We start from the raw sequence: 19,405 nt of genomic DNA, 5'->3' as shown, positions 1-19,405 counted from the left end.
CCTCCCCCAGAGGGGGACGATGAAGTCCCACATCACCTTCACGGCCCCGGCGCGATCACCGCGCGACCGGCGTCCGACCGGGCGATGAGGCTGGGACGGTACATGTCCTTGGCCACGGCGCCGGGCAGGAAGAAGTCGCCTGGGGTCACCGCCCGCGCCACATAGGCCAGGGCGAAGGGCTTGTTGCCCTCCAGGTCCATGGCCGCGATGAAACGATCGTCGCGACTTTCCTGCACGTCGGCCCCCGTCAGCTCGCCGAGGAACTTGTAGGGACCGTTCTGGGCGTCGTCGGCGCCGAGCGTCGTCTCGATCTCGAAGCCGGCCGGCAGGGCGTCGTCGACCACCAGGGCCATCGAGCGGGCCTGCATCGAGCGACCGGAGACCAGGATGATCACCCGGTCACCCTGCTGGATCGTGGACGGATCGACACTGGCCCCGTTCATCGACAGCAGGCGCTTGTTGACGAACAGGCCATTGGCCTCCGAGCCCGGCGCCGTGGTCGGGGTGCCCCGAACACTGACCGTCCGCCACAGGGCGCCCTTGCCGGCATTGACGAAGCGGCTGTCGGCCAGCTTGCCCACCGCCCAGCGCGGTGCGCCGCCGGCCGGCGGCAGGGCCATGGCCCCCGTGGCGTTGATGGTGATCGGCCCCGCCGCCTTTAGCAGGGCATAGGCCGCGTGCAGAACGGCGGCCTGTTCCTGGGTGTTGAGGGCGTCGGGATCCTTGACCACGTTCTCCAGCCGGCCTTGCAGCTGGCCGGCGATATCGCCCTGACCCGCCTCGACGGCCAGGGCCGTCAGAGTGGCCACATCGCGCAGCGGGCTCTGGTACCAGTCCTGCTCGTCGCGATAGCCCAGCGACTTGACCGCCTGGCGCATGGCCGAGCGCGCCCGGGCCTTCTCACCCATGCGAGCCAGGCCCGCGGCGACATAGGCCTTGGCGATCGGCTGATCCTCGTCCTTCATCTGCACGTCATGCCACCAGCGCAGGCGGGCCAGGTCGCCCTTGCCGCCCTTGGCCATCACATACAGGGCATAGGCCGAGGCCCGGCGGCGCAGACGCTCGGTGGCCTTTTTCGACTGTTCCGGCGTCGCGGCCCACCATTGCGGATACTCCATCCGGTAGGCGACCGAGGCCCAGCCGTCGGGACGGCTGATCTGGCGCATGGCGCTCATCGCCTTGTCGATCGCCGCGTCCGGCACCGGGATGCCCTGGGCCCTGGCTTCCAGCAGGAAGTCGGTCGTATAGGCGCCCAGCCACGGATCGGCCTCGCCGTCGCCCACCCGCCACAGGCCAAAGGCGCCGTCGAGGGTCTGGCGGTCCAGCAGCTTGCCCACGGCTCCGGCCAGGGCGGCCGGGGTGCGCTTGAGCTTGGGATCGGAGGTCAGGCTCTGAGCGTAGAGCAGCGGATAGGCGGTCGAAACCAGCTGCTCGGTGCAGCCATAGGGGTAGCGTTGCAGGGCCACCGCGATCGCCGCCGGGTCGAAACCCTTGAACGGCGAATAGCTGACCTGCAGCGTCACATCCCCGGCCGCCAGGCCCGACATCAGGTCGGCCGTCGGGGTGAAGGCCGCGCCCGGCTGTTGCAGCGCGGTGGTGGTGCGCACCACATCGCCCCAGCCCAGGCGGGTCTGGATCGGATAGTCCTTGCTGGTCGCGAAATCGGGCCCGCTGACCTTGAAACCGATCTTGCCGACGCCGGTGACATCCGGCGCCAGGAACGGGATCTTCTCGGCGATGCGCTGGCCCAGGATCAGCTGGAACACCTTCTTGAAGGCCACCTTCAGCCCGCCCGACGAGAAGGCCTCGGCGGTATAGGCGCCCGGCTTGCCCTCGACATTGTGCAGTTCCAGCGTCGCCAGGGCCTTGTCGCCGGGAGCCAGGAAGCGCGGCAGATTGAGATCGGCCACGACAGGCTGGCGCACGGTCAGGGGCTTGGAGCCCGAGCCCACCGCCGTATCGGTCCAGGCCACGGCCATCAGCCGCAGCTCGCCGTTGAAGTCGGCGGCCGGCAACTTGATCACCGCCTTGCCGTCCATGCCGGTCTCGACCACGCCCGACCACAGGGCGACGGTCTTGATCGGGGTCACCGTCAGACCTTCGCCGCCGACCTCGTCGCCGCCGAAATTGACATTGGCGGGGGCGCCCAGATTGGGATCGAGCAGACGGCCATAGTCGTCGCGATAGTCGACGCCCAAGGCCCGCTTGCCGAAATACCATTTCACCGGGTCGGGGCTGTCCTGATGGGTCAGGCGCAGGATGCCCTCATCCACCGCCGCGACGGTGACATGGGCGCGTTGGCCCAGGCCCAGACCCTTGACCGAAACCGGGATCTCGACCGGCGCCTTGGAGTCGATCTTGACCGGCGTGCCCAGGTCCACGGTCAGCTTGCGACCCTTGGGGTCCAGCGGCACATAGATCAGGCCCAGGGCCCGACGCGGCTTGGGCGAGGCCACGGGATCGCGCGGCTGGATGACACTGACCATCACATAGGCCCCGCCGCCCCAGGCCGCCGAGGTCTTCAGCCGCACCGTGGTTCCGCCTTCGCCGACGCTGACCGTCTTCAGGTCGATCAGGTGGTCGGTGGCGACGGCGATCTGCGCCTCACCGGCATAAGGCGGCTTGAGCGTGATCTCGACGGTGTCGCCCTGTTCATAGGCCTTGGTCCCGGCGCTGACGCGCACGAAGTCGGGCGCCTCGGCATCCTTGGCGGGCGAGCCCCAGCCCGCCGCGAAGCGGGTGACGGTGCGCGCGCCGTCGGCGCCCTCGACCACCAGACGATAGTCGCCCCAGCCCAGGCGGCGCGTGAAGCGGGCCGGCGCGCCGGCGCCGATGTTGACCGTGGCCTTGGCCACCACCGCATCGCGGCTGGTGCGCCGCCACTGCCAGCGGCCGTCCTGCTGGAACCAGTCATAGTCCCAGTTCTCGCTGATCAGGGTGTAGCTGGCGGTGGCCCCGACCCGCTTGCCGGCGGCGTTGACCGCGATCAGCTCCAGGCTGACGGGCGGATCGCCCTTGGCGGACTCGCCCTGGTCGACCTTGACGCCGTAATAAAGCGACTTGGCGCGGACCTTGAGGTCCAGGCCCTCGCGCACCGGCCGACCGCCGGGCTCGAACACCGAGGTGGTCACCGCCGCGACCAGCGGCTGGGCGGTGTCACCGGCCAGATCGGTCCCGACCGACAGCACCGCGCGGCCCTCGCCGTCGGTGACCGTCGTGCCCAGCTCCAGGAACTTCTCCTCGAACGGCTTGTCGGCGTCGCCCCAGCGATAATCCTTGTAGGCGGGGAACGGATCGGAGTCGGCGCGCAGCCGCGCCTCGCCCTGCACCTGCAGGCCCGCGCCCGGCGCGCCATAGAGGAAGCGGGCCGAGACCTCGACCTTGCGGGTCTCGCCCACGCCCAGCGGCACGGACTCCTGGCCCGTGGCGGTGACCGCCAGCCTTTGCGGCGCGAAGTCCTCGACGCTGAAGGTCAGGCTGCCCGAAGCCACCTCAATGCCTTCGATCTTCAGCTCGGCGGTCCAGCGCCCGCGCGGCGCCGAGCGCGGCAGGGCGATGTCGGCGGACACGGCGCCGGACTGAGCCTGGCTGAACGGATAGCGCTTGAACTCGACGCCCGAAGGCCGCTTGACGACGATCTCGCCCTTGCGGTCATTGACCGCCTTGGCCAGACGGTCGCGGACCATGGCGGTCAGGTGCACGGTCTCGCCCGGGCGATAGATGCCGCGATCGGCATACAGATAGCCGTCGATATCCGTGCGGGTCGAACGGCCGGCGGTGACGTCGGTGCGGCCGCCGACGCCCTGCTTGGACAGATCGACCGGCGAGCGGTCCAGATCCAGAACCGCCAGATCGCCCTGCGGGCCATAGGCCATGACCATCTTGGCGTGCTCGCCGCCCTGGCCTTCCAGCAGGGGCCTCAGGAAGCGCACCCGACCGTCGGCGTCGCTGCTGACCTCGGCCAGATCCTGGCCATCGGCCGCCACCAGGGCCACGCGCACGCCAGACAGGGTCTTGGCGGTCTTCAGCGAGCGGACCACCACATCGAGGGATTCAGAGCCGTCATAGGCGATCATCGCCATGTCGGTGAACAGGATCCAGCGGCGGGCCTGGGCCGGGGTGGTATCGCCTTCCCCATCCGGATCTCGGCCGCCAGAAGCGTCGCGCGCCTTGATCACGAAGGCGCCGGCCTTCATGTCCTTCAGCACCGCGCCCAGCGGAAAGACCGTGGTGGCCTTCTGACCCGAGGCGCCCGTGACCGGCACGAGGCCCTTCCAGACCCGGCGGCCGTCCTCGCCGACGGCGTCGTCGCCATAGTCCCCGGCCCAGTCGCCTTCGCCGGTGGGATCGGGGGCGCTGATCGACTTGCGGACCAGATTGCGGTCCGGCACGCGCCAGACCTCAACGGCCAGGGTCTGGACATTGATCGTCTCGATGCCCACCCCGTCGGCGTCGTGGCGCGGCAGGATCACGCCGTCGCCGGCGAAGCCGACATAGGGCGGCTTCTCACCGAAGGTGAAATCGACATCGGCATTGGCGCTCAGGGTCTCACCGCCCTTGGCGGGCAGGCCCTTGAGCAGGGTGACGCGGTGGTCGGTGAAGCCGACGCCGCCGACGCACAGCTCGTCGCCCTTGACCCGCACAGCGGGCTGGCGGCCGATATCCGGCGAGATCAGCACGAAGTCGGCATAGGCCTTGGAGGGATCGAGCGGCTTGCTCATCCGCACGCAGGCCATCGGATCCTGGCCGGAACTGTCGATCCGCGTCTGCCAGACGGCGAAGCCCTCGGGTTTGGGGATGCCCCGGCGCGGGGCGTTGGCCGCGCGTGGCTTGCCAAACAGCGACCAGGCCTGGCCCTTGGCCGCCGTCGAAGCCACAGCCGTCTTGCCGCCGCCGAACCAGCCCAGCTCGCCGGCCTTGCTGGCCAGCAGCCCGCCGCCGAAGCCGACAACCAGAGCGCCCGCCGCAACCGCGATCATGCGGGCTCGGGCGTCGCGCGGCACATAGGCCTTCAGGCGATCAAGATAGGGCGACCAGGGGCGCGCCGGCGATCCTTGAGGACCGTTTCCGGGCGGGGTCTCGTCCGTCGCCATGCCTGTATCCCCCGCTTCGCCAAACTTGCGGGCCGATGTGACTCGAAGCTCGGGGCGGGGTCAACGCCGCAGGACAATTCCTGCAGCGTCAAAGCCGTCAGACGTTGAACTCGACCTGCGCGGTCGACAGGCTGTAGCAGGCCGAAACGATCTTCAGCCGACCCGAAGCGACGCGCTCGGCGATGATGTGGTCGGAGGACTTGAGACGCTCGGCGGTGTCGCGCACGTTCTGACGGACGGCGGCGTCCACCAGATCCGCGGGGTTGGAGGCCTGGGCCTCCAGCACGGCCGGCATGATCGGCAGGGCCATGTCGAACAGCGCGCCGTGCAGGTGGCTGTGCTTGGTGACCACATCCACGGCCGCGCCCACGGCGCCGCACTTGGTGTGACCCAGCACCACGATCAGCGGCGCGCCCAGATGCTCGACCGCATAGAGGATCGAGCCGAGGCCCTCGCGATTGACGGTGGAGCCGGCCACGCGGACCACGAACAGTTCGCCCAGGCTGCAGTCGAAGATCAGTTCCGGCGGCACCCGGCTGTCGGCGCAACCGACGATGATCGCGAACGGCTTCTGGCCGCTCGACAGCTCGGTGATCCGCGTCCAGCTCGGCAGGGCCAGGCTGGCGCCGCCGCGCGCAAAGATGGCATTGCCGTGCTTGAGTCGACCCAGGGCCTCGTCCGGATTGACCAGGACCTCGGGCTCTTCGGCTTCCATCGGCTTGGGATAGTCGGCGACGGTCGAGCGCACGGGCGCGGGCGCGGCATGCGCCGCCGGCGCCTTGGGTTTGGCCGCGGGCTTTCGCGCGACCGGCGCGTGGTGATCGTCGCCCTCGGCAAACGCCGCCAGCGGCGACGCCGCCAAACCCGACGCCAAAGCGCCCAGAAGAAGTCGTCTCGAAACCATCTCGTCCCCCGACGCAGCCTGTGTCGTTCCCTAGACCTAGAGAGACAAGGTTAACCGACGGTGGGTTTTCCGACCGCCTTCACAGCGGCAGTTCGCCGCGCTTGACGACGGTGCGCAGGGCGATGCTGGAACTGACCCGCACCACGCCGGGGATCCGGGTCAGTTCCTGGGCGTGGACCCGCTCCAGATCATCGACATCGCGCACCACCAGCCGCAGCAGATAGTCCGAGCCGCCCGTCATCAGATAGCATTCGGCCACCTCGCGGACATTGGCGACGGCCTTCTCGAAGGCGCTGAGGGTCGCCTCGGCCTGGGACGACAGGGTCACCGTCACGAAGACGCTGAGCGGCAGGCCCACGGCCCGCTCGTCGATCACGGCGGCGTAGCGGCTGATCACTCCCGCCTCCTCCAGCGCCCGCACCCGTCGCAGGCAGGCGGACTCCGACAGATTCACCGCCTCGGCCATCTCCACATAGCTGGCCCGGCCGCGTCTTTGCAGCACGGTCAGCAGCTTCCGATCGAATGAGTCGAGATCTATGGCGGGTTTCTTCATCAAAGCACCTCAAAGCGCACGATTCCTGCATAACACAGTTCTGGCCGCATGAAATGACCAAGGAACCTGCACGCGGCGAGGCGTAAACTGGCGCGGCAATCCTGCTGGAGGAAACATCATGCGCGTCGGCGTCCCTTCCGAGATCAAACCCGGCGAACATCGGGTGGGCCTGACGCCCACGGCGGTCCGGGAATATGTCGGCCACGGCCACAGCGTGCTCGTGCAATCGGGCGCCGGTCTTGGGGCCGGCTATTCGGACGACACCTACATCAAGGCCGGCGCGACGATCGCCGCCGACGCCAAGGCGGTGTTTGCCGGCGCCGACATGATCATCAAGGTCAAGGAACCCCAGAAGATCGAGTGGGAGAAGCTTGAGCCGCGCCACATCCTGTTCACCTATCTGCACCTGGCGCCCGATCCGGCCCAGACCGAGGGCCTGCTCAGCAGCGGCTGCGCCGCCATCGCCTATGAGACCGTCACCGACGCCCGGGGCGGCCTGCCGCTGCTGGCCCCGATGTCGGAAGTGGCCGGCCGGATCGCCGTGTTCTCGGCCGCCGAGACCTTGCTCAAGCACAATGGCGGCATGGGCCTGCTGCTGTGCGGCGTGCCCGGCGTGCCCCCGGCCCGCGTGGCCGTGCTGGGCGGCGGCGTGGTCGGCTCCAACGCCGCCCGCATGGCCGCCGGCCTGGGCGCCGAGGTCGTGGTGCTGGAACGCTCGATCCCGCGCATGCGCGAACTGGATGACCTCTATCAAGGCCGCATCCTGACCCGCTATTCGACCTTCGCGGCGGTCGAGGAAGAGATCCTGAAAGCCGACGTGATCATCGGCGCGGTGCTGACCGCCGGGGCCGCCGCGCCCAAGCTGGTGCGTCGCGAGCACCTCAAGCAAATGAAGCCGGGCTCGGTTCTGGTCGACGTCTCGATCGACCAGGGCGGCTGTTTCGAGACCAGCAAGCCCACCACCCATGCCGAGCCCACCTACACGGTCGACGGCGTGGTGCACTATTGCGTGGCCAACATGCCCGGCGCCGCGCCGCGCACCTCGTCAGAGGCCCTGGGCAACGCCACCCTGCCCTTCGGCCTGGCCCTGGCCGATCACGGCCTCGACGCCCTGAAGACCAATGTCCATCTGGCGCGTGGTCTCAATGTGCTGAAGGGACAGCTGACCCATCCGGCCGTGGCCGAGGCGCTGGGCAAGCCGTCGGTGGATCCTTACGGGGCCTGGAAGTAGGCATCCGTGCGTCCTTCGAGGCTCGGCTACGCCTCGCACCTCAGGATGAGGACGTCAGAACAGGTATCCTCATCCTGAGGCGCCCGCGCAGCGGGCCTCGAAGGACACAAGGCCTTCAGGCCGCGAACCGAGCGATGTCCTGGCGGCTTTCCACCAGGTCCAGCACGTCGTTCATGCAGAAGTTCGGATCAATCGGGTGAAGGGCGTCATAGATCGACCGGGCGAAGGCCAGGTCGGCGGCCGTCTTGACCCGCCAGTCCAGACGCGACCAGTCGCGCATCGCCTTCAGATGGGCCTGGCTGAAACGGTCGGGCGCATTGCGGATGGCGGCGGTCGGCGAGATGCGGGCCATCGGATCACGCGCCTCGGCGGCGGCGGCGCGCAGGGCGTCGGCCTTGATCACCTCGACCTCCAGGCCCGCCGGATAGGAGGGGTTCACGCGGTTGGACGTGTAGTCGGCCCCGCTGGCCAGGGCCAGACGAATGGCCTCATCGACTATGCCGGGATCGACGAACGGCGCATCGCCCTTGATGCGGACCACATGGCTGACCGCGCTGAGGGTGTCGGCGCAACGGACGATACGGTCCAGGATATCGGCCCCCGCGCCGCGATGGACGGCATAGCCGCGCGAAACCACAAAACCCGCCAGGGCGTCGTCGGAGTCGTCGGTGCTGGTGGCGACAATGATCTTGGTCAGGCAACGCGCGCTGCGCAGGCGCTCCAGCTGCCGGATGATCATCGGCTGGCCCTGAAGCGTCGCCATGGCCTTGCCGGGAAGACGGCCGGCGCCCATGCGGGCCTGCAGTACGGCGAGGATCATCGGGCGGCTCCCTGAGCGCTTTATTCAGCCTAGTCTGGACCAGAAAGATAAAAACGTCGTGAATCACAAGTGTTTACTAGACGTTAGCCATCACAAGACGGCGCGCCGTGAAGCACGCTGTAGCAATCGCTGACTTCAGTGTCGCGGTAGATTCGGTCTGGCGGTTACGCGACCCAACGTCGCGGGTCGAGCGCCACGGGGTCGTCGATGGCCATCTCGTCCCAGTCCAGATCCGGCGGCGGGCTGGAGGCGGCGGCGACCACGGCCGACAGTTCGGCGGCGGAGGTCACGCCCACCAGGACGGCGCTGGCCTCAGGACGCGAGAGGGCAAAGCCCAGGGCGGCCTGCAGCGGATCCGAGCGGCCCTCGGCGATCATCCGGCGCACGCGCGACAGACGGCCCGAGGCGCCCTTCAGCTGGGCCGGCACCCGATCGGGCGGCAGGAACAGCAGACCATTGAGGAAGATCGAGCGCAGCTGCACCTCGACCCCCATCCCGGCGATGCGAGCCAGGGAGCCGTCGGCCAGCAGGCGCTGATCGAGCAAGGACGCCGGCGCTTGAAGAATGTCGGGCTTGAAGCGGCGGGCCACGCCCACCGGATCGTCGCTGGCGTGGGCCGCGACGCCGATCTTCTCGAACAGACCCTCGTCGCGCAGCCGGGCCAGGCGATCCCACAGGGCCGCGCCGTGCGGGCCGAACAGCTCGGACGGCGAATGGACGATGATGGCGTCGGCGCGTTCCAGGCCCAGGCGACGCAGGGAATTGCGGGCCTCGGTCTCGACGAAGTCCGGACCCCGGTCCGCGCGGGCGGTCGACAGGGTGACGCGAAACGAGATCGGACGCGGAATGAGGTCGCCCAGCACCGATTCGGCGCGGCCATAGACGCCCGAAACGTCCAGCACCGACAGGCCCGAACGGTCGGCGATATTGAGGATATCCCGCGCCTCGGCCTCAGGCGAACGCCCGCGCGGCGACGACGTCATGCCGTCGAGCCCGAACTGGGCGGCCGCGAGACCAAGTTTTGAAACCGAAATGGGCATGGACATCCGTGAGGACTGAACACCGAGAGTTCACGCACCGTACGCGCCAAGGTTTGAAGAAGGCGTTTCTGGAACCTTGCCGAGGGGTTAAAGGCGCCCACTATGAGCGGTATGACTCGAGATCCAGACTGGCCCCTGTTCGGGATGACCGATGACGCCCGTCCAGCCTTGCGGGCGGCGCTTTTGGACGGTCCGGCGGCCCTGGCGACCACCGTCGCGCTGGGCGGCGGCGGGCCGCGCCCGGTCGGAACCCAGATGGTTTTCGGTAAAAATAATCTCTCCGGCTTTTTGTCGGGCGGCTGCATCGAGGCGGATGTCGAGGTCCATGCCCGGGCATGCCTCGCCGACGGCCAGCCGCGCCGCCTCGTCTATGGCGAGGGCAGCCCCTGGCCCGACATCCGGCTGCTGTGCGGGGCGCGGATCGAGATCCTGGTCGAGCGGATCATGCCGGACGATGCGGCGATCCAAACCCTGCTGCGCCTGGGCGACATGCGGCTCCCGGCCTTCTGGGTCAGTGACGGCCTGAAGCGCCAGTGTCTGGAAGAGCCGATAGTCCCGTGGGCCGGCGCGTTCGAGCGGGCCCATGATCCGGCGCCGCGCCTGGTGGTGCTGGGCGGCGACCCCACCGCCCTGGCCGTGGCCAGCCTGGGCGCGCAGTCGGGCTTCGAGACCTTCCTGATCCGCCCCAAGGGGCCGACGACGCCGCCGCCCCTGGCCGGGGTGCTCTATAGCCGCGCGGAGGCCGGCCCGGCCCTGGCCGATCTGGGCCTGGACCCCTGGACCTCGGTGGCGATCTGCGGCCACGATATCGACCTGGACCATGCCGCCCTGCTGGCCGCCCTGCCCTCGCCCGCGCCCTATGTCGGCCTGCTGGGCGCGCGGCGGCGTCTGGGCGAACGGATCGAACGCCTGAGGGCCGCCGGCCTGACCGATCGCGACCTGGCCAAGCTGCGCGCGCCGATCGGCCTGGATCTGGGCGGCAAGGCCCCGTTCGAGGTGGCGGTGGCGGTGATCGGCGAGATCATGGCCGCGCGGCACGGCCAGCCGGCCCTGGCGCGGCGGACGGTGGAGGCCTGATCAGGCGCTTTGCGTCCTTCGAGGCCCGCTGCGCGGGCGCCTCAGGATGAGGAGATCCTCAGCAAACGGTCCTCATCCTGAGGTGCGAGCCCGAGGCGAGCCTCGAAGGACGCAGGGCCCTACCCCGCCGTCCAGTCGCCCGACTTGCCGCCAGTCTTCTCGAGCAGTCGCACGGCCTCGATGACCATGCCCTTTTCGGCGGCCTTCAGCATGTCGTAGATCGTCAGGCAGGCCACCGACACGGCGGTCAGGGCCTCCATCTCGACGCCGGTCGGACCGGTGGTCTTGACCCGGGCGGTGACCGACAGGCCGCCCTCGCCGGGCTCGACCTCGACCACCACCTTGCTCAGGGCCAGCGGATGGCACAGCGGGATCAGGTCGGAGGTTTTCTTGGCCGCCATCACCCCGGCGATCTCGGCCACGGCGCGGACATCGCCCTTGCGGCCGGTTCCGGACACCGCCAGGGCCAGGGTTTCCGCGCTCATCCGCACGAAGCCCGTCGCCACCGCCTCGCGGGCCGTCGCTGCCTTTTCGGAGACATCGACCATGCGGGCCCGGCCCTGGTCGTCGATGTGGGTCAGCTTGCTCACGGTTCCCGCCGCCCTACTGTTCGAGGAGCCGAGGCATCAGCTCGACCATGTTGCAGGGCTTGTGGCGGCTGTCGAGCTGGGCGGCGATGACCTTGTCCCAGCCATCGCGCACCGCGCCGTTGCTGCCCGGCAGGCAGAACACGAAGACCCCGTCGATCAGCCCGGCCGTGGCCCGCGACTGCAGGGTCGACAGGCCCACCGACTGATAACTGACCATGTGGAAGATCACCGAGAAGCCGTCGATCCGCTTGTTGAACAGCGGCTCCAGCGCCTCGACCGTCACGTCGCGGCCGGTCAGGCCGGTGCCGCCGGTGGTGACGATGGCGTCGACCTGGCCGCTGGCGATCCAGCTGCGGACCTTGTCGCGGATCTGCGCGATGTCGTCGCGCACCACCGCCCGGCCGCCCAGCTCATGGCCGGCGGCCTTGACCCGATCGACCAGCACCTGGCCGGAGGTGTCGCTTTCCTCGTCGCGGGTGTCGGAGATGGTCAGGATCGCCACCCGCACCGGGGTGAACGGAAGGTCCGGCTTGATCCCGCCGCCGGGGGTGAGGCCTGCTGCAGACATGACTTACTCCTGATCCCAACGCGAGGCGTCGGTCCTATCGCGGTCGGTGGGTTCGATCCAGCGGGCGCCGTCCGGGCCATGCTCCTTCTTCCAGAAGGGGGCGCGGCTCTTGAGCCAGTCCATCAGGAAGTCGCAGGCCTCGAAAGCCTCACGGCGATGGCCGGCGGCGGTGGCGACAAAGACGATGGCCTCGCCCGGCGCGATGCGACCGGTGCGATGGACGATCCGGTAGTCGTGAAGGTGGAAACGGGCTCTGGCGGCCTCGGCGAACTCGTGGATCGCGACGTCGGTGAAGCCGGGATAGGCCTCCAGCTCCAGCGCCGCCGCCTGCCCCTGCTCCGCACGGGCCAGGCCGACGAAACTGGCCACGGCGCCGGTCTCGTCGCGACCGGCGCAGAACGCGGTCAGCAGGGCGCCGGGTTCGAACGGCTCTGACGTGAGGGTGATCATCCGCCGCTCATCGGCGGCAGGAAGGCGACCTCGGTCGAGGCCTGCAGCGCCGCCTCGCCACGCACCACGGTCTTGTCGACCGCCACCTGAACGCCGGGACCGCTCAGGGCCTCGCCGAGATTCGGGTCGTCGCTGGCGATCAAAGCCCGCAGACTCGACAGCGAGATCGCCTCAAAGGTCCGATCGCGCCAGCCGGCCTGATCGGCCAGACGTCCAAACAGCAGGACCCTGGCCATCTCAGCCGCCTGTCGTCGACATGTGACGGGCCACGGCCGGGCGCGCGCCGGCGATCTGGAAGTCGTGGCCTTGGGGCTTCGAGCCGATGGCCGCGAAGATCGCCTGCTCCAGCTCGGGGTCGGTGGCCCCGGCGCGGATCACGGCCCTCAGATCCGAGGCGTCGTCGCGGCCCAGGCAGGTGTGCAGCGTGCCGGTGCAGGTCAGGCGCACCCGGTTGCAGGCTTCGCAGAAATTGTGGCTGAGCGGGGTGATGAAGCCCAGTCGGCCGCCGGTCTCGGCCACCCGCGTATAGCGGGCCGGACCACCGGTGGCGTAGGCCAGGTCTTCCAGGGTCCAGAACGAGGCCAGGTCGCGGCGCACGTCCTTCAGCGACAGATACTGGTCGGTGCGGTCCTCGTCGATCTCGCCCAGGGGCATGGTCTCGATCAGGGTCATGTCGCAGCCGCGCTGATGGGCCCAGGCGATCAGGGCCGGCAGTTCGTCGGCATTGTCGTGCTTGAGGGCCACGGCGTTGATCTTCACCGCGATCCCGGCCGCCAGGGCGGCGTCGATCCCGCCGATCACCTGGGCGACGTCGCCGCCCCGGGTCAGTCGCCGGAAAAGATCGGGTTTGAGGGTGTCGAGCGAGACATTGATCCGCCGCACCCCCGCCCGCGCCAGGTCTTCGGCGTATTTCGCCAGCTGGGTGCCGTTGGTGGTCAGGGTCAGCTCGTCCAGCGCCCCGGTCCGCAGATGGCGCGACAGCTGGCCGACCAGATCCATGAAGCCCTTGCGCACCAGGGGCTCGCCACCGGTCAGCCGCAGCTTGCGCACGCCCAGGCCGATGAAGGTCGAGGCGACCCGGTCCAGCTCCTCCAGCGTCAGCACCTGCGCCTTGGGCAGGAAGGTCATGTGCTCGGCCATGCAATAGACGCAGCGCAGGTCACAGCGATCGGTGACGGAGACGCGCAGATAGGTTACCGCCCGGCCAAAGCCGTCGATCAGACGGGGCGCGATCAAGGTCGCTTGCGCGGGGCTGGCGTCATAGGGCGTCATGTCTGCCTACAAGATAGGGGTTGGGCGACATGACGGAAAGCCAAACCAGAAAGTTCGCGGCGATCGTCCTGGCCGCCGGCGCGGGCGTCCGCTTTGGCGGCGGCAAGCTTTTGGCGCCTTTTCGAGATCGCCCCCTGATCGCCGGCGCGCTCGCCAGCGCCTCGGCCGCGCCGGTGACCCTGGTCGTGATGGCGATCAGCGATGATCCCGAGCTGGAATCCGCCATCGAGGCTTTGGACAAGGCCGTCGAGACGCGTCTTGTCCGGGTGGAAAATGCCGCCGAGGGCATGGGCGCGTCGCTGGCGGCCGCCGCCCGGGCCACGCCCGGCGATGTCGATGGCGTTTTCGTCTTTCTGGGCGACATGCCACGGGTCGGCCCCGGGGTCGCTCCGGCCCTGGTTCGCGCCCTGTCCGGTCCCGGCGGCATCGTCGCCCCGGTCCATACGGGACGACGCGGCCATCCCGTCCTGTTTGGCCGGGACTGGATCCCCGCCCTGCGAGCGCTCGGCGGCGATGTCGGGGCCCAGGCCCTGATCCGCCAGGCCGGCGACCGGTTCATCACGGTCGAGACCGACGATCCGGGGGTCCTGTTTGACGTCGATCGTCCCGAGGATCTCGCCGCCGCCCCCTGAGCGGGTCAGTGATGCGTGCGCCGCCCGTCCCACAGGATCGTGCGGATCTCCTCGATGATGCGGATCGCGCCCTCGGGATCGCCCCGTTCCTCCAGCGCGATCAGGCGCGGCATCAGCATGGCCAGGATCCGCCGCTGCTGAGGCCCCAGCGCATCGAGACCGCGCCGGAACTCGGCGATCTCCTCGGCGGAGACGTCATGAACCAGTGTCGAGGCGACCGTCATCGGCCACCCGCCTGGCGCGAAGGACTGAAACCGTCGCGAACAGCAGGGCGATCAGCACGCCATAGCTGAGCAAGGTCAGACCCATGATCACCGTGGCGATATAGATCCGCAGATCGATGATCGACACGATGTGCGCCGCGACGGCCATCATCTGGCAGGCCGCCGCCACAACGGTCCAGATCCGCCGCGCCTTCAGAGACGCCCAGACCAAAAGGACCATCACCGCAGCGTCGATCGCCATAATCCCCCATTCGGGGCTCATCGGATCGCGGATCGTCACAAGGGGCGTTGCAATCCAGGCGGTCAGATAGACGATCGCGACAAACCGGATCCAGCGATCGCCCTTCCAGATGGCGAAGCCGCAGATCAGCGTCGCGATCGAAAGGGAAATCCACGGAGTGATGGTATGGTACACGGCATGGTCCCGACGCGAACTGGCGCGCGACCATGCCGTAAGCCTGCCCTTTGGAAAAGGCCGTGATCATGCGGCGCGGCCTCCCTCGACCGCATGGAATCCGCCCGTGCGTGGCACGTCCTCAGGCTTGTCGACCTCGCCGACGGACACCCACTTGCACCCGATCTGCTCGCGGACGGTCTGCAGTCCGCCATGGGCCCGCACGATCGTGCGGCGGGCCGCGAGAATGTGGCTCAGGGTTTCGCCGAGATCGTCGACGGCGTCCTGCCCGATCACGGCCGACAGATTGGCTTCCAGGCGCAGGCTCGGCAGCAGGCCCATCAGCTCGGCCGTTTCGCGCAGGGCCGCGTCAATCGCCGCCTCGGCGCGCATCAGCTTCTGGGCCCCGGCGCGGGCCGCATCGATCCGTTTCATGCAAGACTCTCCTGTCACGCGGACCGTGTCCGCGCGCTCAAAGGCTCAGATTGGGTTGTGGGTGTTAGCCGGCCCGGGGGGGCGGCGGGCTCCAGCCCTCGCGGAATCGCTGAAGGGCGTAGAGAAAGTCGTGGGCCCCGGTGGTCAGCGCGCCGAGCAGAAGTCCGCCCAGAATCGCCAGCCCCACGATAAGGCCCAGCCACTGGAGGGGGCTCAGGTCATCGCGCCACCCCCTCGCCGTGGGGTGTGGAGAGGCCGGTCGTCGGCCAGAAAGGCCGTCGCCGCCAGAACCCTCAGGAGGAGCTTGGACGGCGGATCGCCCGCCGCCTGCGATTTCCGCAAGGCCGACACCGCTTCGGTGACCAGCTGGCCCCGTTCCGGGGTCCCCGCCAGAAGTGTCAGACCCTCTTCCAGGGATTGCCAGCTGGCGATGAAGAAGGCCGAGGCCTCCGCCCGGGGTCGCGCCGCGTCTCGGGTCTGATTGTCGTTCATGGTCGCTCCCATCTTCACGATAAGATGAGACCGAGGCCGACGCCGCGACTAGGCTGTCTGATTGCTTACGGTAGTCGTTACCGGGGTCGGCTTCCCAGGCCATGAAGGCCAGGGCGGCGTCACGGCGGCTCATGCCCGACAAACGGCGACGCGCACTGAGCACATGCATCTCGACCGTCTTGGGCGAGAGACTGAGCAGGCGCGCGATTTCCTTGGACTGCAGATGGCTGGCGATCAGGCGCAGAATCTCGCGTTCGCGCGGCGTAAGACGCTTGAAGCCAGAGCTGTCGCCGGGTTCCACCATGGCGTCAGCATGCGACGGGGCTCGCGCGACGTCCAGCGCCTGAGGCGCTGGACGTCGGAAATCTAGGCGGTCTGCGTCGCGAAAGGCAGGCGTCCGGTCGATTTGCCCGTCGCCGCCAGAAGGCCGTTGGCGACAGCGGGGCCGATCACCGGGGTCCCGGGTTCGCCCACGCCGCTGGGCGGATTGCCCGACGCGACGATATAGGTCTCGACGCTCGGGGCCTCGTTCATCCGCAGGACGCGATAGCCGTCGAAATTGCCCTGATCGACGGCGCCGTCGGTGAGGGTGATTTCGCCAAACAGCGCCGCCGACAGGCCGTAGCAGGTTCCGCCTTCCATCTGGGCGGCGATCTGGTCGGGCGAGACGGCCACGCCGCAGTCGATGGCGGTGACCACGCGGCCGACCTTGGGCGCCCCGTCGACGACCTTGACCTCGGCGACCTGGGCGACCACCGAGCCGAAGCTTTCATGCACCGCCACGCCACGGCTCCAGCCGGCGGCGGGCGCGGGACCCGCCTTTTCCAGGGCCAGGTTCAGCGCCGCCAGATGCCGGTCGGCCCCGGCCTTGGCGTAGAGCGCCCGGCGATAGTCCACAGGATCCTTGCCGGCCTTGCGCGCCAGTTGGTCGATGGTGTGCTCCATCACAAAGGCGGTGTGGGTCGCGCCGACCGAGCGCCACCACAGCACCGGCACGCCGACGTCGGGCAGGGCGACCTGGGCGTCGACGATGGGCGTGGCCTTCAGATAGGGCGAGCCGGCCGCGCCTTCGATGGCGGTCTGGTCGGGGCCCTTCCCGGCGCCCATCGGCGAGCCCTTCATGATCGACTGACTGACGATACGGTGACGCCAGGCGGCCGGATAGCCGTCCTTGTCGAGACTGACCTTGACGGCGTGGACCACCAGCGGCCGGAAGAAGCCGGCGCGCATGTCGTCCTCGCGGGTCCAGACCAGCTTCACCGGCCGGCCCTTGCCGACCTTCTTGGCGATGTGGACGCATTCGGCGACATAGTCGGACGGGAAATTGGCCCGGCGGCCGAACGAGCCGCCCGCGAACAGGGTCTCGATCTCGACCGAACCCGGCAGGGTCCCGACGATCTTGGCGGCGTTCAGCTGGTCCAGGGTCTGGCCCTGCGACCCAAACACCATCTTGACCTTGGAGCCATCGACCATGGCCACGCAGTTCATGGGCTCCATCGTGGCGTGGGCCAGATAGGGGAACTCGTAGAGGGCCTCGAAAACCCTGGCGCCCTTAGCCCCGGCGATCACCGCCGCGTCGCCCTTGGAGTCGAACCCTTCCCACTTCAGATCGGCCGGACCCTTGCCGGTGGCGATGTCGCGGAAGGTGGAGGCGATAGCTGAGCTGCTGCGTGTCTCGGCCTTGTCCTCGTTCCACTCGATCTTCAGGGCCTCACGGCCCATGCGCGCGGCATAGGTGGTGTCGGCGACCACCGCGATTCCGGTCGGGATCTCATAGACCTCGACCACGCCCGGAACCTTCCTGGCCTCGGCGGCGTCGAAGCTTTTGACCTTGCCGCCGAAGCGCGGCGCATGAGCAACCATCGCCGTCAGCATGTTGGGCAGATGCACATCCTGGGTGAAGCGCGCCGTGCCGTCACTCTTGGCCTGGGCGTCCTTGCGGCGAACGCGGTCCGTGCCGATCAGCGTGAAGGTCTTGGGATCCTTCAACACGGGCGCGGCGGGCGGGGTGATACTGGCGGCGTCAGCCACCAGCTCGCCAAAGCCGGCCGTCTTGCCCGAGGCGTGGGTCAGGACGCTGTCCTTGACGGCGATCTCGCCGACCGGGACGTTCCACCTGGCGGCGGCGGCCTGAACGAACATCGCCCGGGTCGCGGCGCCGGCGGTGCGCAGCTGGGTCCAGGAATTGGCGATCGCCGACGACCCGCCCGTCAATTGCGCGCCCAGCGAGCCGTTGGCGTAGAGCTTGGCGTTGGCCGGCGCCTGCTCGACCGCGACGCGGGTCCAGTCGGCGTCGAGTTCCTCGGCGACAATGGCCGCCAGGCCGGCGTGATTGCCCTGGCCAAACTCGATGTGTTTGGAAATCACGGTCACGGCCCCGTCGGCCGCCACCTTGATAAAGGGCCCGAAGGCGCCGACCTCGACCTTGGAGCCGGCGCTCATGATGTCGGCGGGCGAGCAGCCGACCAGCAGGGCGCCGCCGACCAGGGCCGAACCGACGACGACGTCGCGACGGTTCACACCGTCCTGGCCCAGAAGCGTGTTGAAGGGCGCGTTCATCGACCGGCTCCCCGTGAGGTCGCGCCCGAGGCGGCGGCGATGGCCTCATCAATATCGGCGTGCGGCTTGCCTGCCGCGACGGCCCCGCCGCCGGCGGCGTCCTTGATGGCGGCGCGGATGCGCTGATAGGTGCCGCAGCGACAGATATTGCCGCTCATGGCGTTGTCGATGTCCTCGTCAGAGGGCGCCGTGTTCTGGGCGATCAGGGCGGCGGCCGACATGATCTGGCCCGACTGGCAGTAGCCGCACTGCGGCACGTCGTGCCTGACCCAGGCCTGCTGCAGCGGATGCGATCCGCCAAGGCCTTCAATGGTGGTGATCTTGACGTCGGAGAGCCCGGCGATCGGGGTGACGCAGGAGCGGATCGGCTGGCCGTCGACATGAACTGTGCAGGCCCCGCACTGGGCCACGCCGCACCCGAACTTGGTTCCGGTAAGGCCCACCTCATCCCGCAGGACCCACAGAAGCGGCGTCGCGGGATCGGCGTTCACCGTCACCGTCTTGCCGTTGATATCCAGAGTGGACGCCATGGCTCCTCGCCTCCCAACGAAGCGCGGGCCGCGGCGCGACCCTGCGATGGATCAAATTCTAACACTGTTCACACGGCCCGGGGCCAGCACTATTTCGAGAGGCGGTTCGCGGCGCGGTTGACACCCATCGACCGAAACGGCCGGTTCGGCGATGACAGGGGGAGCCCCGCGCGGGCAAAGCGCCTATGCTGGCCCCGCCGTTCGTCAGGAGTTCGCTGTGCGTCGTCTGTTGTGTGTTTCCCTTGCGGCGGGCCTGACCCTGTCAGCCTGCGCCACCGTCGCGCCGACCGAGGCGACCACCACGCCGGTGGTCTATGGCTGCAAGTCCGGGAAAGCCTTCACCGCAACCTACCGCGCCCGCGGCGACAAGGTCGTGGTGACCGCCGGCGGACTGACCCGGATCCTGCCGCTCGCCCGCTCGGCGTCCGGCGCGCGCTACGCCGCCGCCGGCTTCGAGATCTGGGGCAAGGGCGACGCGGCCAAACTCACCGGATTTCCAGGCGGACCCTATGATGACTGCCAGGCCCACTAAGGAAGCCCC

The 19,405-nt window shown here is 68.8% G+C and carries 20 protein-coding genes and 2 pseudogenes; 4 read left to right on the top strand and 18 right to left on the bottom strand.

Annotated elements, in window-relative coordinates:
- Positions 1–38: 38 nt before the first annotated feature.
- The 3 genes from ACW18B_RS03980 to ACW18B_RS03970 form a co-directional block, all read right to left on the bottom strand.
- Positions 39–4,979, bottom strand: coding sequence for an alpha-2-macroglobulin family protein (locus ACW18B_RS03980; protein ID WP_492051867.1), 4,941 nt, complete (start codon positions 4,977–4,979; stop codon positions 39–41).
- A 211-nt stretch (positions 4,980–5,190) separates the two neighbouring features.
- On the bottom strand, positions 5,191–5,997 hold the full coding sequence (locus ACW18B_RS03975; RefSeq protein WP_492049738.1) for a carbonic anhydrase: 807 nt from the start codon (positions 5,995–5,997) through the stop codon (positions 5,191–5,193).
- Between the two features lie 79 nt (positions 5,998–6,076).
- Complete coding sequence (locus ACW18B_RS03970; RefSeq protein ID WP_492049736.1) at positions 6,077–6,550, bottom strand: Lrp/AsnC family transcriptional regulator; 474 nt, start codon at positions 6,548–6,550, stop codon at positions 6,077–6,079.
- Positions 6,551–6,668: 118 nt separating this feature from the next.
- Between ACW18B_RS03970 and ald the strand changes: the two genes are divergently transcribed.
- Positions 6,669–7,781: an alanine dehydrogenase gene (gene ald / locus ACW18B_RS03965; RefSeq protein ID WP_492049734.1), complete on the top strand. Its 1,113-nt coding sequence runs from the start codon at positions 6,669–6,671 to the stop codon at positions 7,779–7,781.
- A 115-nt stretch (positions 7,782–7,896) separates the two neighbouring features.
- Here the strand turns inward: ald and ACW18B_RS03960 are convergent, their stop codons facing one another.
- A complete protein-coding gene (locus ACW18B_RS03960; protein WP_492049732.1) occupies positions 7,897–8,601 on the bottom strand; it encodes a glycosyltransferase family protein in 705 nt (234 codons plus the stop codon).
- Positions 8,602–8,765: 164 nt separating this feature from the next.
- Positions 8,766–9,641, bottom strand: coding sequence for a bifunctional regulator KidO (locus tag ACW18B_RS03955; protein ID WP_492049730.1), 876 nt, complete (start codon positions 9,639–9,641; stop codon positions 8,766–8,768).
- Positions 9,642–9,649: 8 nt separating this feature from the next.
- Between ACW18B_RS03955 and ACW18B_RS03950 the strand changes: the two are divergent.
- Positions 9,650–10,718 (top strand): annotated as a pseudogene (locus ACW18B_RS03950) (XdhC family protein).
- A gap of 119 nt (positions 10,719–10,837) precedes the next feature.
- Here the strand turns inward: ACW18B_RS03950 and moaC are convergent.
- The 5 genes from moaC to moaA are packed head-to-tail and all read right to left on the bottom strand — an operon-like array spanning position 10,838 to position 13,598.
- A complete protein-coding gene (gene moaC, locus ACW18B_RS03945) occupies positions 10,838–11,308 on the bottom strand; it encodes a cyclic pyranopterin monophosphate synthase MoaC (protein ID WP_492049728.1) in 471 nt (156 codons plus the stop codon).
- A gap of 13 nt (positions 11,309–11,321) precedes the next feature.
- Positions 11,322–11,876 carry a molybdenum cofactor biosynthesis protein B gene (moaB, locus tag ACW18B_RS03940; RefSeq protein WP_492049726.1) on the bottom strand — a complete coding sequence of 185 codons (555 nt, stop codon included), beginning with the start codon at positions 11,874–11,876 and terminating at the stop codon, positions 11,322–11,324.
- A gap of 3 nt (positions 11,877–11,879) precedes the next feature.
- Positions 11,880–12,326, bottom strand: a complete 447-nt coding sequence (locus ACW18B_RS03935; RefSeq protein ID WP_492049724.1) for a molybdenum cofactor biosynthesis protein MoaE — start codon at positions 12,324–12,326, stop codon at positions 11,880–11,882.
- Complete coding sequence (locus ACW18B_RS03930) at positions 12,323–12,562, bottom strand: MoaD/ThiS family protein (protein WP_492049722.1); 240 nt, start codon at positions 12,560–12,562, stop codon at positions 12,323–12,325. Before ACW18B_RS03930 ends, ACW18B_RS03935 begins: the two co-directional genes overlap by 4 nt.
- Position 12,563: 1 nt before the next feature.
- Positions 12,564–13,598, bottom strand: coding sequence for a GTP 3',8-cyclase MoaA (moaA, locus tag ACW18B_RS03925; RefSeq protein ID WP_492049721.1), 1,035 nt, complete (start codon positions 13,596–13,598; stop codon positions 12,564–12,566).
- Between the two features lie 29 nt (positions 13,599–13,627).
- Between moaA and ACW18B_RS03920 the strand changes: the two genes are divergently transcribed.
- Positions 13,628–14,230 (top strand): nucleotidyltransferase family protein, encoded by a 603-nt coding sequence (locus tag ACW18B_RS03920; protein ID WP_492049719.1) that lies wholly within the window; start codon positions 13,628–13,630, stop codon positions 14,228–14,230.
- Between the two features lie 5 nt (positions 14,231–14,235).
- Here the strand turns inward: ACW18B_RS03920 and ACW18B_RS03915 are convergent, their stop codons facing one another.
- From ACW18B_RS03915 to ACW18B_RS03880, 8 genes and pseudogenes are all read right to left on the bottom strand, one after another.
- A complete protein-coding gene (locus ACW18B_RS03915; protein ID WP_492049718.1) occupies positions 14,236–14,454 on the bottom strand; it encodes a hypothetical protein in 219 nt (72 codons plus the stop codon).
- Positions 14,426–14,869, bottom strand: a complete 444-nt coding sequence (locus tag ACW18B_RS03910) for a hypothetical protein (RefSeq protein WP_492049716.1) — start codon at positions 14,867–14,869, stop codon at positions 14,426–14,428. The genes ACW18B_RS03915 and ACW18B_RS03910 overlap by 29 nt, the downstream gene beginning before the upstream one ends.
- 66 nt (positions 14,870–14,935) lie before the next feature.
- Positions 14,936–15,283 carry a hypothetical protein gene (locus ACW18B_RS03905; protein ID WP_492049714.1) on the bottom strand — a complete coding sequence of 116 codons (348 nt, stop codon included), beginning with the start codon at positions 15,281–15,283 and terminating at the stop codon, positions 14,936–14,938.
- A 64-nt stretch (positions 15,284–15,347) separates the two neighbouring features.
- Positions 15,348–15,470, bottom strand: coding sequence for a hypothetical protein (locus tag ACW18B_RS03900; protein ID WP_492051872.1), 123 nt, complete (start codon positions 15,468–15,470; stop codon positions 15,348–15,350).
- Positions 15,471–15,496: 26 nt separating this feature from the next.
- A complete protein-coding gene (locus ACW18B_RS03895; RefSeq protein ID WP_492049712.1) occupies positions 15,497–15,775 on the bottom strand; it encodes a hypothetical protein in 279 nt (92 codons plus the stop codon).
- Positions 15,776–15,896: 121 nt separating this feature from the next.
- Positions 15,897–16,079, bottom strand: a pseudogene (locus tag ACW18B_RS03890) (response regulator transcription factor); the annotation flags it as partial.
- A 62-nt stretch (positions 16,080–16,141) separates the two neighbouring features.
- A complete protein-coding gene (locus tag ACW18B_RS03885; protein WP_492049710.1) occupies positions 16,142–18,334 on the bottom strand; it encodes a xanthine dehydrogenase family protein molybdopterin-binding subunit in 2,193 nt (730 codons plus the stop codon).
- Complete coding sequence (locus tag ACW18B_RS03880; RefSeq protein ID WP_492049709.1) at positions 18,331–18,864, bottom strand: (2Fe-2S)-binding protein; 534 nt, start codon at positions 18,862–18,864, stop codon at positions 18,331–18,333. The genes ACW18B_RS03885 and ACW18B_RS03880 overlap by 4 nt, the downstream gene beginning before the upstream one ends.
- A 217-nt stretch (positions 18,865–19,081) precedes the next feature.
- Here ACW18B_RS03880 and ACW18B_RS03875 point away from each other — a divergent pair, with 217 nt between their 5' ends.
- Complete coding sequence (locus ACW18B_RS03875; RefSeq protein WP_492049707.1) at positions 19,082–19,396, top strand: MliC family protein; 315 nt, start codon at positions 19,082–19,084, stop codon at positions 19,394–19,396.
- Positions 19,397–19,405 lie beyond the last annotated feature (9 nt).

The sequence above is a fragment of the Caulobacter sp. FV2ps19 genome (assembly GCF_058681035.1).
This window is presented reverse-complemented; position numbering and strand designations above follow the sequence as displayed.

Excerpts from the sequence above, each read along its gene's own strand:
- ACW18B_RS03980 (WP_492051867.1), bottom strand. The coding sequence starts at position 4,979 with ATGATCGCGGTTGCGGCGGGCGCTCTGGTTGTCGGCTTCGGCGGCGGG.
- ACW18B_RS03975 (WP_492049738.1), bottom strand. The coding sequence starts at position 5,997 with ATGGTTTCGAGACGACTTCTTCTGGGCGCTTTGGCGTCGGGTTTGGCG.
- ACW18B_RS03970 (WP_492049736.1), bottom strand. The coding sequence starts at position 6,550 with ATGAAGAAACCCGCCATAGATCTCGACTCATTCGATCGGAAGCTGCTG.
- ald (WP_492049734.1), top strand. The coding sequence starts at position 6,669 with ATGCGCGTCGGCGTCCCTTCCGAGATCAAACCCGGCGAACATCGGGTG.
- ACW18B_RS03960 (WP_492049732.1), bottom strand. The coding sequence starts at position 8,601 with ATGATCCTCGCCGTACTGCAGGCCCGCATGGGCGCCGGCCGTCTTCCC.
- ACW18B_RS03955 (WP_492049730.1), bottom strand. The coding sequence starts at position 9,641 with ATGCCCATTTCGGTTTCAAAACTTGGTCTCGCGGCCGCCCAGTTCGGG.
- moaB (WP_492049726.1), bottom strand. The coding sequence starts at position 11,876 with ATGTCTGCAGCAGGCCTCACCCCCGGCGGCGGGATCAAGCCGGACCTT.
- ACW18B_RS03935 (WP_492049724.1), bottom strand. The coding sequence starts at position 12,326 with ATGATCACCCTCACGTCAGAGCCGTTCGAACCCGGCGCCCTGCTGACC.
- ACW18B_RS03930 (WP_492049722.1), bottom strand. The coding sequence starts at position 12,562 with ATGGCCAGGGTCCTGCTGTTTGGACGTCTGGCCGATCAGGCCGGCTGG.
- moaA (WP_492049721.1), bottom strand. The coding sequence starts at position 13,598 with ATGACGCCCTATGACGCCAGCCCCGCGCAAGCGACCTTGATCGCGCCC.
- ACW18B_RS03920 (WP_492049719.1), top strand. The coding sequence starts at position 13,628 with ATGACGGAAAGCCAAACCAGAAAGTTCGCGGCGATCGTCCTGGCCGCC.
- ACW18B_RS03915 (WP_492049718.1), bottom strand. The coding sequence starts at position 14,454 with ATGACGGTCGCCTCGACACTGGTTCATGACGTCTCCGCCGAGGAGATC.
- ACW18B_RS03905 (WP_492049714.1), bottom strand. The coding sequence starts at position 15,283 with ATGAAACGGATCGATGCGGCCCGCGCCGGGGCCCAGAAGCTGATGCGC.
- ACW18B_RS03895 (WP_492049712.1), bottom strand. The coding sequence starts at position 15,775 with ATGAACGACAATCAGACCCGAGACGCGGCGCGACCCCGGGCGGAGGCC.
- ACW18B_RS03885 (WP_492049710.1), bottom strand. The coding sequence starts at position 18,334 with ATGAACGCGCCCTTCAACACGCTTCTGGGCCAGGACGGTGTGAACCGT.
- ACW18B_RS03880 (WP_492049709.1), bottom strand. The coding sequence starts at position 18,864 with ATGGCGTCCACTCTGGATATCAACGGCAAGACGGTGACGGTGAACGCC.